Genomic DNA, 13,776 nt, shown 5'->3' with positions numbered 1-13,776 from the left:
TTTTAGATTAAGAGCATCAAAAATCATTTGCCCCACACTTTTTGATGCACTCCATTATTCACTCAAAGTTCATGAAGTCTCAAAAATCACAAATTTTTTATGAGTTGATAGTTGTTCAAAATAAAAAACGCCGAATTGCTATATTAAATAAATAAATCTACTCAAACCAAAACTATATTTTATTTTTTAGCAACTATACACCATAATGTTTGTTATTGAAGTTCAAGTAAAACTATTCACTCTTTTGAAATGAAATTAGAACTTAATTTTTTACACGATAAATTCGGAATTATATTTGAAGTTGGACTCCTAAAAGAACTTGCCGAATTTGGAACATATATGGACGTAGAAGAAGGCTTTGTCTTGATGCGTCCAGGTGGGTATATTCGCACCGTTCCTATTATATTGAGTGGTTCTGTCAAAATTGTACGTTCCGACTCCGAAGGGCGTGAAGCATTACTCTATTATTTAGGTGAAAAAGATTCATGTGCTATGTCATTGACTTGTTGCCTGAATAGCCGTCAAAGCGAAATTACGGCAATAGCTGACTCACAAACACAGTTGATTTCAGTACCTGTCAGCAAAATTGATGAGTGGATGACCAAGTATTCATCTTGGAAAGAATTCGTTTTCATGACTTACCAGAAACGTTTTGATGATTTACTGGCGGCCATTGACCAAATCGCTTTTTTCAAACTCGATGATAGATTAATTGCATTATTAAAGAAAAAATCAGCCCAGTGCGGATGCACGGTTTTTAATGTAACTCACGAAGAAATAGGCAATGAACTGGCAACTTCAAGAGAAGTAGTTTCTCGACTTTTGAAGCAACTCGAACGCCTCGGACGGGTAAAGCTTTCTCGAAATAAAATTGAATTACTGGATATAGCCTTGAAATAAAATTCAAGGCTTTTTTTTTGGCTTTGTAACAATTATCACCGAACCAGCATTTTACACACGGTACTTTTGTAGTGTTAAATCACAAAACACTATCAATTAAAATGAATTCTACTGAAATAATGGGCTTTGCTGCCTCAATCTTAATCGGTGTTAGTTTGGGTCTTATTGGCGGCGGCGGCAGTATTCTTACCTTACCTGTATTAGTTTATTTGCTCAATATTAGTCCTGTTATATCCACGGCTTACTCACTTTTTATCGTTGGCACAACTTCATTGGTTGGTTCGGCGAGTTTTATGAGAAAAAAACTGGTCAATTATCGTGCAGCAATGGTGTTCGCCATTCCTTCATTTACGACCGTTTTTCTTACCCGAAAATACTTAGTTCCAGCCATTCCCGACCCACTATTTAATGTTTCGGGTTTTGAGATTTCCAAAAACGTTGGCATCATGGTTTTCTTTGCACTAATCATGTTGGCGGCATCTTATTCGATGATAAAAAGTAAAAAAGAAGAAAAAGAAGAGAATACTGGCGAATTGAAATTCAACTATCCGATGATTGCCCTCGAAGGTGGTTTAGTAGGAATATTGACAGGAATTGTTGGTGCTGGTGGTGGATTTTTGATTATTCCTGCACTCGTTCTTTTTGCTCGTTTACCAATGAAAATGGCGGTCGGAACTTCACTACTCATTATTGCAGCAAAATCGCTTATTGGATTTTTGGGCGATTTATCGAATATCCACGTTGACTGGAATTTCTTATTGCCCTTCACGGCTCTTTCGGTAGTTGGAATCTTTTTAGGTACATATTTATCAAAATTCATTTCTGGCGAAAAACTCAAAAAATCATTCGGTTGGTTTGTGCTGGTAATGGGAATTTACATCATCACGAAAGAAGTTTTCTTTAAATAATTTCAAAAAAACAATGGCTTTGTAATAAATGTCACAGTAAAAGTTTTTCAATCAATCTAATTTTGAATCAAATCTAAAACTTAATAAAACTATGTTTTTTCAACACGTATATGACAAAAGTTTAGCTCAAGCGAGCTATTTTATAGGATGCCAAAAAGCAGGAATTGCTATCGTAATTGACCCAAAAAGAGATATTGACACCTATCTCGAAATTGCGAAGCAAAACAATATGAAGATTACGCACGTAACCGAAACCCATATTCACGCCGATTTTTTATCGGGTTCGAGAGAATTAGCAGCAGTTACAGGTGCAGAAATGTATCTTTCTGATGAAGGTGGAGAGGGTTGGCAATATGAGTTTAATCACGTTGGTTTAAAAAATGGTAGCGTGATTACAGTTGGAAACCTAACTTTAGAAGTGATTCACACACCTGGACACACGCCCGAAAGTATCAGTTTCTTATTGACCGATAAGCCAGCGAGTTTAGAGCCAGTGATGTTATTCACAGGAGATTTTGTATTCGTTGGAGATATTGGTCGCCCCGATTTATTAGAAAAAGCAGCAGGAATTGTTGGCACAAAAGAAGCAGGAGCAATTCAGATGTTTGGTTCGATTCAAAAATTTGAAACTTTACCTGATTATTTACAAGTTTGGCCAGGTCATGGAGCAGGTTCTGCTTGCGGAAAAGCATTAGGTGCAGTTCCAAGCTCAACGGTAGGATACGAAAAAATCAGAAACTGGGCGTTCCAGTACGATGATGATATAGAAGGTTTTGTGAAATATCTTTTGGCCGACCAACCAGAGCCGCCAAAGTATTTTGCGATGATGAAACACCTCAATAAAGTGGATAGACCTTTATTGACCGAAGTTCCAAAACAAAAGAAACTTTCGGCAGAAGAAGTAAAGACCGCCATGAGTAACGGAATCAAATTGATTGATGCACGTAATAAAGTAGATTTTGCGGCAGGTTTTGTTCCTGATAGCATCAATATTCAAGGAAATAACGCTTTTGCAACTTGGATGGGTTGGTTTGTAAACTACCAAGAATCATTTATGTTGGTTGCCAGCGATGCACAAATTGAAGATTTAACTCGTAAATTAATGCGTATCGGTTTGGATAATGTCTTGGGTTATGTGTCGGACGTAAATTCGTTAGGAATCGAACTTCAGCAAAGTGATATTATCGAAATTGAAGAATTTAAAAACTACTTAGGTAAAGACGACGTGCAAGTGATTGACATCAGAGGCGTTGCCGAATATAATACAGGACACATTGCCGAAGCAGAAAATATTTTTGTCGGTACGATGCTCCAAAATCTTGATAAAATTAGCAAAGACAAGCAAATAATTATTCATTGCCAAAGTGGCGACAGAGCAGCCATTGGTTATTCATTATTGTTAAAAAGTGGTTTCAAGAATGTAAAAAATTATTCAGCAGGAATGAACGAATGGGTAAACAAAGGAAATCCGATTGAAACAACCGTTGTTGAAGCGGCAGTTTGCTGAAATAAATTTTATGACTTTTATAAACCCCAAGCATTTCGTATGTCTTGGGGTTTATTTTTTATGAAATATTCTCACATTTCTTTATCAAGTGTAACATTTATCACTTTACTTTCGGCAACAAAATCTGACCTTTGTAATAGAAATTATTCACAATACAAAATAACAAAGACGATGTTAGATTTTTTGAAAACAAAAAAGAGTTATGAGAATATACAAGCAGCGGCATTCCAGAAACTAATTACCGAAACTCAAAATTCAATGATTTTAGATGTAAGAACTCCTGCTGAGCATAAACAAGGTGGAATAGACGGAGCAGTTAATATTGATATTATGGGAAGTAATTTCGCTCAAAAAGTAGCAGCTTTGGAGAAAGACAAAACGTATTTTGTTTATTGTCGTAGCGGAAATCGTAGCGGAAGTGCTTGCGAAATGATGAGCAAAGACGGTTTTAAAAACCTCTATAATCTTTCAGGAGGCATGATGAACTGGCCGTATTAAGACGATGCTAAGAATGTGATAAAAAAAAACTTAAATCCTCAAAAACCATGACAACAATATTCAAAAACTGGGATTTTATGCGATTCCTTCGTTTAGGAATCGGACTTTGGTTAGGTTATTCTGCCATTACTGAGCATCAGTTAATCGTCGGAGCCATGGCAGGCTTATTTCTTCTACAAGCCATACTGAATATTGGTTGTGGAAGCAAAGGCTGTAATGTGCCTTACAGTAGAAGTAATGAAAATCAGAAAGTTGAAGATATTACTTTTGAAGAAGTAAAATAAACCTCTAAGAAAATGGAAACGAGCGAAAAAAAACAAACTTTTGCCGACATAATCAATAGTGAAACGCCTGTTTTAGTCGATTTTTTTGCCGAATGGTGCGGGCCATGTAAAATGATGTCGACGATATTGAAAGACTTTGCGGCACAAATGGGCGACCGTGTACGAGTAATAAAAATAGATGTTGATAAAAATCCAGCCGTTGCACAAACTTATCGTATTCAGGGAGTTCCAACCTTGATGTTGTTTCAGAAAGGAGAAACTAAATGGAGACAATCAGGCGTTGTGCAAAAAAGACAATTGGAACAAGTAATTAATCAATTTGGTAGCTAAATGAAAGACTTTTGGAATGTACGTTACAAAGAAGAAACTTTTGCCTACGGCACAAAACCCAATGAGTTTTTAAGGAAAATATAGATAAACTTTCGGCAGGAAAAATGCTTTTACCCGCCGAAGGTGAAAGACGAAATGCCGTTTACGCCGCCCGCAAGGGTTGGGACGTAACAGCATTTGATTTTAGCGAAGAAGCTAAAAACAAAACATTGAAATTGGCTCGAGAGCATGAAGTTTCGCTCAATTATGAGGTAATGAATGTTGTCGATTTTTCGACCGAAAATACTCAATTTGATGTAATTGGTTTGTTTTTTGCTCATTTTCCTGCTCATTTACGTCAAGATTTTCATCAAAAAGTTACCCAAGTCGTAAAAACTTCGGGCTATGTAATCTTTGAAACATTTCATAAAAACCAACTCAATTACTCATCGGGCGGGCTAAAAGATTTGGACATGTTATTTTCGGTAGAAGAAGTTGAAAAAGAATTTACTGGAATGAAAATTTTGTTGCTCGAAGATAAAATCATCGACCTTGACGAAGGTCTTTATCATCAAGGCAAAGGTCATGTTGTAAGAATGATTGCTACAAAAAACTAAAATGTAAATGTGGGAAAAGATAATTTTTGGCATCTTTTTTCTTCATCTCATTGCTGGTTTTGGTTGGGCAATGTATTATATTCTCAGTTCTTAATACCTCTGTAACATCCGTCACAGACTTTTGATTTTCTATGTTGTTATTTTGCATTAAGAATTTTAAACCTACAAAGTAATGAAAAATATTTGGCTATCATTTGTGATGATTATAAGCATAGTTGCTTGCTCAGAAGCACAGCAAATCAAAAGATTGAATGTAAAAGAATTTAAAGAATTGATGGACAAAACACCCAATAAAATAGTATTGGATGTTAGAACTGATGGTGAAGTTGCCCAAGGTGTGTTGCCCCAGGCCACGCAAATTGATTATAATGGAGGAAATTTTGAAAGTCAACTTGAAAAACTTGATAAGAACAAACCTGTATTTATCTACTGTGCTGTGGGTGGAAGAAGTGGAAGTGCGAGTGGTATATTGGCTAAGAAAGGCTTCAAACAAGTCTATAATTTAGAGGGTGGCATTAATGCTTGGCGGGCTTCGGGTTTTCCGACAACTGGTTTAAAACGTTAATTTCTGTAACTATGGAAAAGTACATCGAAACCATAGTAGGTAGTTATACAGGTTATTTTAATTACCTACTTTCTGAGATTTTAAACCCATCGTGGCATAATTATTTTTATTGGCTTCTGGGGCTTTCGCTGGCCGTTTGGACGCTCGAAATCGTATTTCCGTGGCGAAAAAATCAAGGAGCAGTTCGTCACGATTTTTGGGTAGATATGTTTTATATGTTCTTTAATTTTTTCTTGTTTTCGCTCATTGCCTATAATGCTATTTCAAATGTAGCGGTCCAGGTTTTCAATGATTTATTAGGGCTTTTTGGCATAAAAAACGTAGTAGCCATCAATGTTGCAAGTTGGCCAGCGTGGATTCAATTACTGACTTTATTTTTGGTTCGTGATTTTATTCAATGGAATATTCATCGTTTGCTTCACAAAGTACCGTGGATGTGGGAAGTGCATAAAGTTCATCACAGTATCGAAGAAATGGGTTTTGCGGGACATCTTCGCTACCATTGGATGGAAAATGTTATTTATCGCACATTAGAATACATTCCTTTGGCGATGATTGGCTTCGGAATTCAAGATTTTTTTATCATTCATATTTTCACTTTGGCGGTCGGACACCTCAATCACGCTAATATTTATTTGCCTTTGGGGCCTATGAAATACATTTTTAATAATCCACAAATGCACTTGTGGCATCATGCCGAAGAGTTACCAAAAGAGCGAATGAATGGTGTAAATTTTGGCATAACGCTCAGTATTTGGGATTATATTTTCGGACTAAATTATGTACCAAAAGAAGATGCAACAATAAAATTAGGCTTTGATGATATGGCAAAGTTTCCCAAAACATTTTGGTCGCAACTAACTTATTCTTTCTGGAAAAAGTAAAAAGTTTCAATCCAAAATAAAGGTCTTTTGCAAACCTGCTAATATATCAAGGTAGAGTAAATATTCGGAGCAACAAGTCTTATCATTAGGTTTGTTGCTTTTTCATATTCGTTTTATACCATTTTTTCTAAGTTTGTAACAAATATCACATAAGGTCGATGATATTACTCATATTTTTGTGAAGTAAATTATCAGAGCTATCTTATGGCAAAATTAGATTCAACCAAAGCAGCAAAACAATTAACTTCAATTTTAGCCTTTCTAAGTGGGTTATTACTACTGACTATATTTTTAATTCTCGGATTTGTTTATGTGCATCTCTTTGGTGTACCCAACTCGAATGTTTCCGAAGAAATTTCTGAGAAAAAAGAAGTTGCAAAAATTGATACCAATTTTGTGCAGCTCTGGACAGCCCCAGCCGATTGGAGAATAATGAAACTCGAACCAGAAGAGCAAAAACTGGTCAAATACGGCAAAGAACTTATTGCTCATACTTCCGAATATTTAGGGCCAAAAGGTAGTGTTAAGCAGATTTCCAACGGCATGAATTGCCAAAACTGCCATTTGAATGCAGGAACGCAGCCTTGGGGAAATAATTATTTTGCTGTACAAGCCAATTATCCCAAGTTTAGAGAGCGTTCTGGGTCAGTTGAAAATCAAGTCAAACGTGTAAATGATTGTTTTGAAAGAAGCCTAAACGGCAAAGCACTCGATTCAACAAGTCGAGAAATGAAAGCGATTTTAGCTTACATAAAATGGGTTGGCTCAGATGTACCCAAGAAAACTACGCCTCGTGGAGCTGGAATTTTTAAAGTAAAAGGCTTAAAACGTGCAAATGACCCCGAAAAAGGGCGTTTAATTTATGAACAAAAATGCCAGTCATGCCACCAAGCAAACGGCGAGGGGATATTAGCTGAAAACGGCAAAAGTTATACTTATCCGCCACTTTGGGGCAATAATAGTTATAATCATGGTGCTGGATTATACCGAATATCAAATTTTGCAGGTTATGTGAGGTATAATATGCCGCTTGGTGCAACTTACGAACGCCCACAACTCACCGACGAAGAAGCGTGGGATTTAGCAGCTTTTGTCAATTCTCAACCACGCCCTACCAAAGATTTAAGCAAAGATTGGCCAAATATTACTGGCAAACCTTTCGACCATCCTTTTGGCCCTTATGCCGACCCATTCTCTGAACAACAGCATAAATACGGCCCTTACAAGCCAATCAAAGAATGGAAAGAAGCACACAAAAAACAAACAAATTCAAAATAATCAACCTTAAATATTTTATCAATGAAAGCCCTCAATCTGCTATTATTCGCATTTTTAGTATTTGCATCAGCCGAAGTTTTTGCTCAAAAACAAAAGAAAGTCAAAGAACATCGAGTAGTTTTTCATCTTGCTACTCCCGATACTGTCGCATATCGTGCTTTGACCAAACAACTAACAAATGTATTGTCGGTTTGGCCAACTGCCAAAATCGAAGTAGTTGTGCATAACAAAGGTCTGGGAATGGTGCTGAAAGGCAAAAGTCAATTTGAACCCGAAATCAATAGCCTTATTGGTCAAGGCGTTTCATTTGTGGTTTGCGAAAACTCTCTGATACAACAAAAATTGACCAAAGAACAAATTTTCCCGAAAGCTGGGTTTGTGCCAGCGGGTTTGGTCGAAATCATCGAAAAACAAGAGCAAGGTTGGTCATATATTAAGGCAGGATTCTAAAAAATATCAAGGATGCAATCAAGAAGAAAATTCTTACAATCGGGTTTATTGGCAACTGCTGCGGCAGGTGTACCAAATACCAGTGCTTTAATAGCCAACAATGGAAATAAAAATTCGGTGGTAAATAGTAATGAAACTGCCATAAAAGGAACAATTACGTTTCTACAAACTACCGACGTGCATTGTCAGCTTCACGCCCATGATGAGTTATTTTGGGAAAACAACCAACTGACTTTCCGCAAAACAGGTGGTTATGCCCATTTGGCAACAGCTTTGGATGTGTTGAAGAAAGAAAACCCCGAAAACACCATCACGATTGACACGGGCGATATGTTTCAGGGCAGTATGCTTTCGGTAAAAACTACTGGACAAGCGTTTGTTCCTTTGCTCAATGCCCTCAATTATGATATGTATTTGCCAGGAAACTGGGAAGTGGTTTACTACAAAACAAATATGCAAAAACTCATGGGAGGCTTACTTGCTCCAAAGGTTTGTGCCAATATGTACCACGATTTAGGCGATGGAAAAAAGGGAGAATTGATTTTCCAACCATACCAAATCGTGCATCGTTTAGGCGTAAAAATAGGTGTTTTGGGTTATACCGACCCACTCGTTCCGCTTCGTCAGTCCCCACTTTATAGCAAGGGAATTATTTATACAAAACCCGAAGAAAATCTAAAACAATATGTAGAACTATTGAAAGAACAAGAACAATGTGATTTTGTCATTATTCTTTCGCATCTCGGACTTTCGCAACAAATTGCCCTCGGAAATCACCCCGATTGCAAGGGAGTTGATTATATTTTCGGAGCGGATACCCATGAGCGAGTACGTAAACCAATTCAAGCCGAATACTCAAAAATCGTTGAACCTGGGGCATTCGGTTCATTTGTTGGAAGATTGGATTTAAAAGTTGAGAATGGAAAAATTATTGGTGAAAAATACGAACTTATTGAGGTAAATCCGCAGAAATTTCCTGCAAAAAAGGCAATTTTAGATATTGTGGAACAAATAGAAAAGCCATATAAAGAAGAAATCAACAAAGTTTTGGGGTATAGTACCGTGCCACTTTACCGAAATTTTGTAGTAGAAAACACCATTGATACCATGATTGTAGATGCTCTTAAATGGAAAGTAAATGCCGATGTGGTGCTATCGAATGGTTTCCGTTTTTGCCCACCACGCACGGCTGGAAAAGATGGAAAAGTAGCTATTACCGAAGGGTATTTATATGATATGCTTCCCGTTGATTCTACTATCAGAACCGCCAAAGCAACTGGTCAACAAATCATGGATTGGCTCGAAAAAGAGCTTCAAAATGTATTTTCCCAAGATGCTTCCAAGCGTTTTGGCGGTTGGTTGATACGTTTCAAAGGAATGCAGGTTGAGTTTAAGGCTTTTGAAAGAGTTGGGCATCGAGTACAAAAAGTTACGATTGCTGGTCAGTCGCTCGACTTAACCAAAAGTTATACAATGTGTGCTTGCGAACGTGACGGAGACCCCGATGATATGCTTTGCCGCATGAAAGGTGTAAAAGAAGGCACAAATACTGCCTTTACTTTGCACAGCATGATGAAAGAATATTTACAAAAATTCTCGCCTATAACGCCAATATTGAGGCACGATGCTAAGATTTTGGATGGTCCACAAGACTTACTAAGTCAAGTTTCGGGTGTAGATTATCAATTTGTATAAAGAATTTCGAGTACAACAACCTATGATTTATGTAAATTAGTACAAAGTATTCAATGAGGTAAAACTTATTAAATACTTTTTTTATAGCAACACCTTCGAGTAAGGATTAAAAAAGAATTAATAATATTTTTTCAATGTAACATTTGTCACGGATATAAAAACTTGTAACTGATACTTTTGTACCCATAACAGTATCAAATTATGAGAAGAATCAATTTTTATTATGTTGTTTGGTCATTTTTTATTTACATAAATTTCACCAATGCCCAGGGTATTCATGCTCACCATGAGGTTGAGAAAGATACAAATACAATCAATCATTTTTTTGAAAAAGGACGATTTTATGGTCATGCTCGCTCATATATGTCGGCAACACTCAATAAAGGAGACTTGACAGACTATAATGCTTGGGGCATTGGTGCAGGTATTGGGTATGAAACACCTAAGATTTTAAAACATTTTCAAGTAGGAATTAGTGGCTTTTTTATGTTTAATCTAAAATCTTCTGATTTGAGCAATCTTGACCCAAAAACAAACCAAACAAATCGTTATGAAATTGGATTATTTGATATTGAACGTCCAAATGACCACGAAGATTTAGACCGTCTCGAAGAATTATTCTTCAAGATACATGCAGGTAAAAAATCAATTTTAACCATTGGACGACAAATTCCACAAACACCTTTTATAAATCCACAAGATGGTCGAATGCGTCCAACACTCATCGAAGCTGCCGCATTGGACGTGAAAGAATGGAAAAATATAAGCCTTCATGGGGAGTATATTTGGCGCATTTCGCCCCGCTCAACAGTAAGATGGTTTGATACTGGCGAAAGTATCGGAATATATCCAGTCGGAGTTGATGTCAATGGAAAACCTTCACAATATAAAAATAATATTGAGTCGGCTGGTGTTGGAGTAATTGGTTCAACGTATCAGAAAAAACAATTGAATATTCAATTGTGGGACACATATATTGATAATGTGCTAAACACCGCACAACTAAAAATCGAATGGAAATCAAAGTCAATTGCAGGTAAAAACTGGTTTGTAGGCGGGCAATATATTCAACAAAATTCCATAGGAAATGGCGGAAACGAAGACCCAACTAAGGCATATACCCAAATAAATAGTGGAGCAAAAGTGTTTTCTGGACGAGTTGGACAACAATCTGCCAAATTTGATTGGTTTTTGAATGCCACTCGAACAACTGCACAAGGGCGTTATCTAATGCCACGAGAATGGGGTCGTGAACCTTTTTATACATTTATGCCACGTGAGAGAAACGAAGGCTTTGGTGATGTAACGGTAGCCACAATTAATACTTTCTACAAGCCTGAAAATCATATCAAAATTGAGTTAAGTGGGGGCTATTTCCAGTTACCCGATGTAAAGAATTTCGCTTTGAATAAATATGGTATGCCTTCTTATTCACAAATTAATTTAGGATTAACTTATCAATTTGACAATTATTTAAAAGGACTGAATGCACTATTATTGGTTGTTCGGAAAGACGATATTGGCGAAACCTACCAAAATGACCGCTACGTTTTCAACAAAGTAAATATGACCCATTTAAACATAATTATTAACTATCATTATTAAAACAAAATCGCATGAAACAAATTTTTGAATTCATTATTCAACCTTGGCCTTGGTACGTAGCGGGCCCGCTTATTGGACTTACTGTGCCAACACTTTTATTGATTGGCAATAAATCTTTCGGAATTTCATCATCACTTCGCCACGTTTGTGCAGCTTGTTTTCCTGCCGATATTCCATTCTTTAAATATGACTGGAAAAAAGAAATTTGGAATTTAATTTTTGTTTTAGGAGTATTTTTTGGAGGTGTTATTGCAACTAATTTCTTAGAAAATCCAAATACTTTTGTGCTTTCAGAAGCCACAATCAATGATTTGAAGGCATTAGGAATTAAAGATTTTTCGGGTTTAATGCCCGCCGACTTATTTTCAGTTGAAACGTTATTCTCAATAAAAGGGCTTATTTTCTTTGTTTTTGGTGGTTTTTTAGTTGGTTTTGGTACACGTTATGCAGGAGGTTGTACTTCTGGTCATGCTATTATGGGACTTTCAAACTTACAACTTCCATCACTAATCGCTACTTGTTGTTTTATGGTAGGTGGTTTCACAATGACTCATTTACTGATGCCGCTTATTTTCAAATTATTTTAAAATAAAATTTATAAAAATTAAATTCAATGAAAAACTTAGAAAATATAGTTGAACTTGGCCAAGACGAACAACCATTTGTTTGCGAAGCCCCCAATGATATGAAGATTACCGAAAGCTGGACTGACAATGTTAAATATTTAGTGGTTGGGATAATGTTTGGAATCGTGTTTGTGAAGGCCGAAATCATTTCGTGGTTTCGTATCCAAGAAATGTTTCGTTTACAGAGTTTCCACATGTATGGTGTTATTGGCAGTGCGGTTGTGGTTGGAATGATTTCTGTATTTTTAATTAAAAAGTTTAATATCAAGACAATAGCAGGCGAAACAGTAGATTTTCACCCAAAGAAATTTCAAAAAGGTCAAGTTTATGGAGGTTTAATTTTTGGCTTAGGTTGGGCAATCACGGGTGCTTGCCCAGGTCCAATTTTTGCACAAATTGGTAGCGGTTATATGGTTGTAATTGTAACACTTTTGAGTGCAGTTGCTGGAACTTGGGTCTATGGTTTATTGAAAGATAAACTACCAAACTAATGATTGAGCTTTTATAAAATCTCTTACGTTTATGAAAAAAACTATTTCGATTTATACCATTGAGCAGCTAAACACATTACAATGCATGTGGACATCCGACGTTTGTAAGTTCACATGAGAAATTTGACGGTTGTAGATTTTCCGCATAGACATGATTTTTATAACCTTATTTATATAAAGCGTGGTAGTGGAACACACGACATTGATTTCAAACGATTTGATGTTGAGCCAAATCAAATATTTTTTATGAATGATAGTCAGGTACACGAATGGAATTTGAGTGACGACACCATTGGTTATACTTTATTTTTCAAAAAAGAGTTTTTCGAGGTAGTAGAAAAGAGCCTGTCTTTGCAAGCTCTACCGTTTTAATAATGGAAGCAATGATGTTCCATTGGTTGTTTTTAGCGATGAACAAAGCAAAATTATCGAAAGTTTATTTGAATAAATCATTAAAGAGCTTCAAATGAATCAACCGTATAAAGATAGTCAAGTTAAGTCTCTTTTAAAATTAATTTTTGTGCATTCTATTTGTATTTATCAACCTATTTTTGAGGAAATGGTAATACTTTGAATGTGACAAAAATAAGACTATTTGAAAATCTAATAGAAATACATTACAAGAACTTAAAATCGGTTAAAGATTTTGCAGGAAAATTAAATATTAGTGCCAACTATCTCATTGCGGTTTGTAAAGAAACAATTGGTAGAACTGCTGGAGAAATGAGTTGTGGCCGAGTAATTTTAGAGACAAAACGATTATTACTGCACTCAAGCATATCGGTTTGTGAAGTTGCCTATTATTTGGGATATTATGATTGTTCGTATTTTATAGGATTATTCAAAAAAGACGTTGGAAACACACCCGAAAAATTTAGGACTTTAAATCATTAACAGCAATGAAAAAAAATCTTAATAATTGGAAATTATGGTTGGTAGTCAGTCTAACTTTAGGGCTTGCCCCATTTGTTCCTGAGCCACATATTGTTGGTAAAGTTCGTTGGATAATGGGCGGAGCCGTAGGTATGGAGTGCATCAAAAAGTGTGGGGCAAATGATTTTTGATGCTCTTAATCTAAAAGCAAATAAGGTTCAATAAGTAATCTTAAACAGACTTTCTTGAAATAAGAAGTGCTTGCCCCACACTTTTTGATGCACTC

At 36.2% G+C, this 13,776-nt stretch carries 18 protein-coding genes; all 18 read left to right on the top strand.

Annotated elements, in window-relative coordinates; translation table 11 throughout:
• Positions 1 to 249 precede the first annotated feature (249 nt).
• The 18 genes from ACH2CJ_RS20530 (at position 250) to ACH2CJ_RS20445 (ending at position 13,681) form a co-directional block, all read left to right on the top strand.
• A complete protein-coding gene (locus tag ACH2CJ_RS20530; RefSeq protein ID WP_394996074.1) occupies positions 250 to 900 on the top strand; it encodes a Crp/Fnr family transcriptional regulator in 651 nt (216 codons plus the stop codon).
• 101 nt (positions 901 to 1,001) lie between these two features.
• Entirely contained in the window at positions 1,002 to 1,808 is an 807-nt protein-coding gene (locus ACH2CJ_RS20525) for a sulfite exporter TauE/SafE family protein (protein WP_394996071.1), read from the top strand.
• Positions 1,809 to 1,899: 91 nt separating this feature from the next.
• Positions 1,900 to 3,315, top strand: coding sequence for a rhodanese-like domain-containing protein (locus tag ACH2CJ_RS20520; RefSeq protein WP_394996069.1), 1,416 nt, complete (start codon positions 1,900 to 1,902; stop codon positions 3,313 to 3,315).
• A gap of 60 nt (positions 3,316 to 3,375) precedes the next feature.
• The gene (locus ACH2CJ_RS20515) at positions 3,376 to 3,813 is read left to right on the top strand and encodes a rhodanese-like domain-containing protein (protein ID WP_394996067.1); all 438 of its coding nucleotides are present in this window, start codon (positions 3,376 to 3,378) and stop codon (positions 3,811 to 3,813) included.
• A 47-nt stretch (positions 3,814 to 3,860) separates the two neighbouring features.
• Positions 3,861 to 4,097 carry a hypothetical protein gene (locus ACH2CJ_RS20510; RefSeq protein WP_394996064.1) on the top strand — a complete coding sequence of 79 codons (237 nt, stop codon included), beginning with the start codon at positions 3,861 to 3,863 and terminating at the stop codon, positions 4,095 to 4,097.
• A 12-nt stretch (positions 4,098 to 4,109) separates the two neighbouring features.
• Positions 4,110 to 4,427 carry a thioredoxin gene (trxA, locus tag ACH2CJ_RS20505; RefSeq protein ID WP_394996062.1) on the top strand — a complete coding sequence of 106 codons (318 nt, stop codon included), beginning with the start codon at positions 4,110 to 4,112 and terminating at the stop codon, positions 4,425 to 4,427.
• Positions 4,428 to 4,531: 104 nt separating this feature from the next.
• On the top strand, positions 4,532 to 5,023 hold the full coding sequence (locus ACH2CJ_RS20500) for a class I SAM-dependent methyltransferase (protein WP_394996059.1): 492 nt from the start codon (positions 4,532 to 4,534) through the stop codon (positions 5,021 to 5,023).
• A 172-nt stretch (positions 5,024 to 5,195) separates the two neighbouring features.
• Positions 5,196 to 5,588, top strand: coding sequence for a rhodanese-like domain-containing protein (locus tag ACH2CJ_RS20495; RefSeq protein ID WP_394996057.1), 393 nt, complete (start codon positions 5,196 to 5,198; stop codon positions 5,586 to 5,588).
• An 11-nt stretch (positions 5,589 to 5,599) separates the two neighbouring features.
• Positions 5,600 to 6,472, top strand: a complete 873-nt coding sequence (locus tag ACH2CJ_RS20490; protein ID WP_394996054.1) for a sterol desaturase family protein — start codon at positions 5,600 to 5,602, stop codon at positions 6,470 to 6,472.
• A 204-nt stretch (positions 6,473 to 6,676) separates the two neighbouring features.
• Complete coding sequence (locus ACH2CJ_RS20485; protein WP_394996052.1) at positions 6,677 to 7,750, top strand: c-type cytochrome; 1,074 nt, start codon at positions 6,677 to 6,679, stop codon at positions 7,748 to 7,750.
• A gap of 21 nt (positions 7,751 to 7,771) precedes the next feature.
• Positions 7,772 to 8,200, top strand: coding sequence for a DsrE family protein (locus ACH2CJ_RS20480; RefSeq protein ID WP_394996049.1), 429 nt, complete (start codon positions 7,772 to 7,774; stop codon positions 8,198 to 8,200).
• A gap of 12 nt (positions 8,201 to 8,212) precedes the next feature.
• The gene (locus tag ACH2CJ_RS20475; protein WP_394996047.1) at positions 8,213 to 9,895 is read left to right on the top strand and encodes a bifunctional metallophosphatase/5'-nucleotidase; all 1,683 of its coding nucleotides are present in this window, start codon (positions 8,213 to 8,215) and stop codon (positions 9,893 to 9,895) included.
• Between the two features lie 201 nt (positions 9,896 to 10,096).
• Positions 10,097 to 11,500 carry an OprD family outer membrane porin gene (locus ACH2CJ_RS20470; protein WP_394996044.1) on the top strand — a complete coding sequence of 468 codons (1,404 nt, stop codon included), beginning with the start codon at positions 10,097 to 10,099 and terminating at the stop codon, positions 11,498 to 11,500.
• A gap of 11 nt (positions 11,501 to 11,511) precedes the next feature.
• Positions 11,512 to 12,087, top strand: a complete 576-nt coding sequence (locus ACH2CJ_RS20465) for a YeeE/YedE family protein (protein WP_394996042.1) — start codon at positions 11,512 to 11,514, stop codon at positions 12,085 to 12,087.
• Between the two features lie 26 nt (positions 12,088 to 12,113).
• Complete coding sequence (locus tag ACH2CJ_RS20460) at positions 12,114 to 12,617, top strand: YeeE/YedE family protein (protein ID WP_394996039.1); 504 nt, start codon at positions 12,114 to 12,116, stop codon at positions 12,615 to 12,617.
• 114 nt (positions 12,618 to 12,731) lie between these two features.
• Positions 12,732 to 12,989: an AraC family ligand binding domain-containing protein gene (locus tag ACH2CJ_RS20455; RefSeq protein ID WP_394996036.1), complete on the top strand. Its 258-nt coding sequence runs from the start codon at positions 12,732 to 12,734 to the stop codon at positions 12,987 to 12,989.
• 204 nt (positions 12,990 to 13,193) lie between these two features.
• Complete coding sequence (locus tag ACH2CJ_RS20450; protein WP_394996033.1) at positions 13,194 to 13,511, top strand: helix-turn-helix domain-containing protein; 318 nt, start codon at positions 13,194 to 13,196, stop codon at positions 13,509 to 13,511.
• Positions 13,512 to 13,516: 5 nt separating this feature from the next.
• Complete coding sequence (locus tag ACH2CJ_RS20445) at positions 13,517 to 13,681, top strand: hypothetical protein (protein ID WP_394996077.1); 165 nt, start codon at positions 13,517 to 13,519, stop codon at positions 13,679 to 13,681.
• Positions 13,682 to 13,776: the final 95 nt, after the last annotated feature.

It is taken from the genome of Emticicia sp. (assembly GCF_043780375.1).
Taxonomy (GTDB): domain Bacteria; phylum Bacteroidota; class Bacteroidia; order Cytophagales; family Spirosomataceae; genus Emticicia.
This window is presented reverse-complemented; position numbering and strand designations above follow the sequence as displayed.

Bases quoted from the DNA above. Each gene is read 5' to 3' on its own strand.
- ACH2CJ_RS20530 (WP_394996074.1), top strand. From the start codon at position 250: ATGAAATTAGAACTTAATTTTTTACACGATAAATTCGGAATTATATTT.
- ACH2CJ_RS20525 (WP_394996071.1), top strand. From the start codon at position 1,002: ATGAATTCTACTGAAATAATGGGCTTTGCTGCCTCAATCTTAATCGGT.
- ACH2CJ_RS20520 (WP_394996069.1), top strand. From the start codon at position 1,900: ATGTTTTTTCAACACGTATATGACAAAAGTTTAGCTCAAGCGAGCTAT.
- ACH2CJ_RS20515 (WP_394996067.1), top strand. From the start codon at position 3,376: ATGAAATATTCTCACATTTCTTTATCAAGTGTAACATTTATCACTTTA.
- ACH2CJ_RS20510 (WP_394996064.1), top strand. From the start codon at position 3,861: ATGACAACAATATTCAAAAACTGGGATTTTATGCGATTCCTTCGTTTA.
- trxA (WP_394996062.1), top strand. From the start codon at position 4,110: ATGGAAACGAGCGAAAAAAAACAAACTTTTGCCGACATAATCAATAGT.
- ACH2CJ_RS20500 (WP_394996059.1), top strand. From the start codon at position 4,532: ATGCTTTTACCCGCCGAAGGTGAAAGACGAAATGCCGTTTACGCCGCC.
- ACH2CJ_RS20495 (WP_394996057.1), top strand. From the start codon at position 5,196: ATGAAAAATATTTGGCTATCATTTGTGATGATTATAAGCATAGTTGCT.
- ACH2CJ_RS20490 (WP_394996054.1), top strand. From the start codon at position 5,600: ATGGAAAAGTACATCGAAACCATAGTAGGTAGTTATACAGGTTATTTT.
- ACH2CJ_RS20485 (WP_394996052.1), top strand. From the start codon at position 6,677: ATGGCAAAATTAGATTCAACCAAAGCAGCAAAACAATTAACTTCAATT.
- ACH2CJ_RS20480 (WP_394996049.1), top strand. From the start codon at position 7,772: ATGAAAGCCCTCAATCTGCTATTATTCGCATTTTTAGTATTTGCATCA.
- ACH2CJ_RS20475 (WP_394996047.1), top strand. From the start codon at position 8,213: ATGCAATCAAGAAGAAAATTCTTACAATCGGGTTTATTGGCAACTGCT.
- ACH2CJ_RS20470 (WP_394996044.1), top strand. From the start codon at position 10,097: ATGAGAAGAATCAATTTTTATTATGTTGTTTGGTCATTTTTTATTTAC.
- ACH2CJ_RS20465 (WP_394996042.1), top strand. From the start codon at position 11,512: ATGAAACAAATTTTTGAATTCATTATTCAACCTTGGCCTTGGTACGTA.
- ACH2CJ_RS20460 (WP_394996039.1), top strand. From the start codon at position 12,114: ATGAAAAACTTAGAAAATATAGTTGAACTTGGCCAAGACGAACAACCA.
- ACH2CJ_RS20455 (WP_394996036.1), top strand. From the start codon at position 12,732: ATGAGAAATTTGACGGTTGTAGATTTTCCGCATAGACATGATTTTTAT.
- ACH2CJ_RS20445 (WP_394996077.1), top strand. From the start codon at position 13,517: ATGAAAAAAAATCTTAATAATTGGAAATTATGGTTGGTAGTCAGTCTA.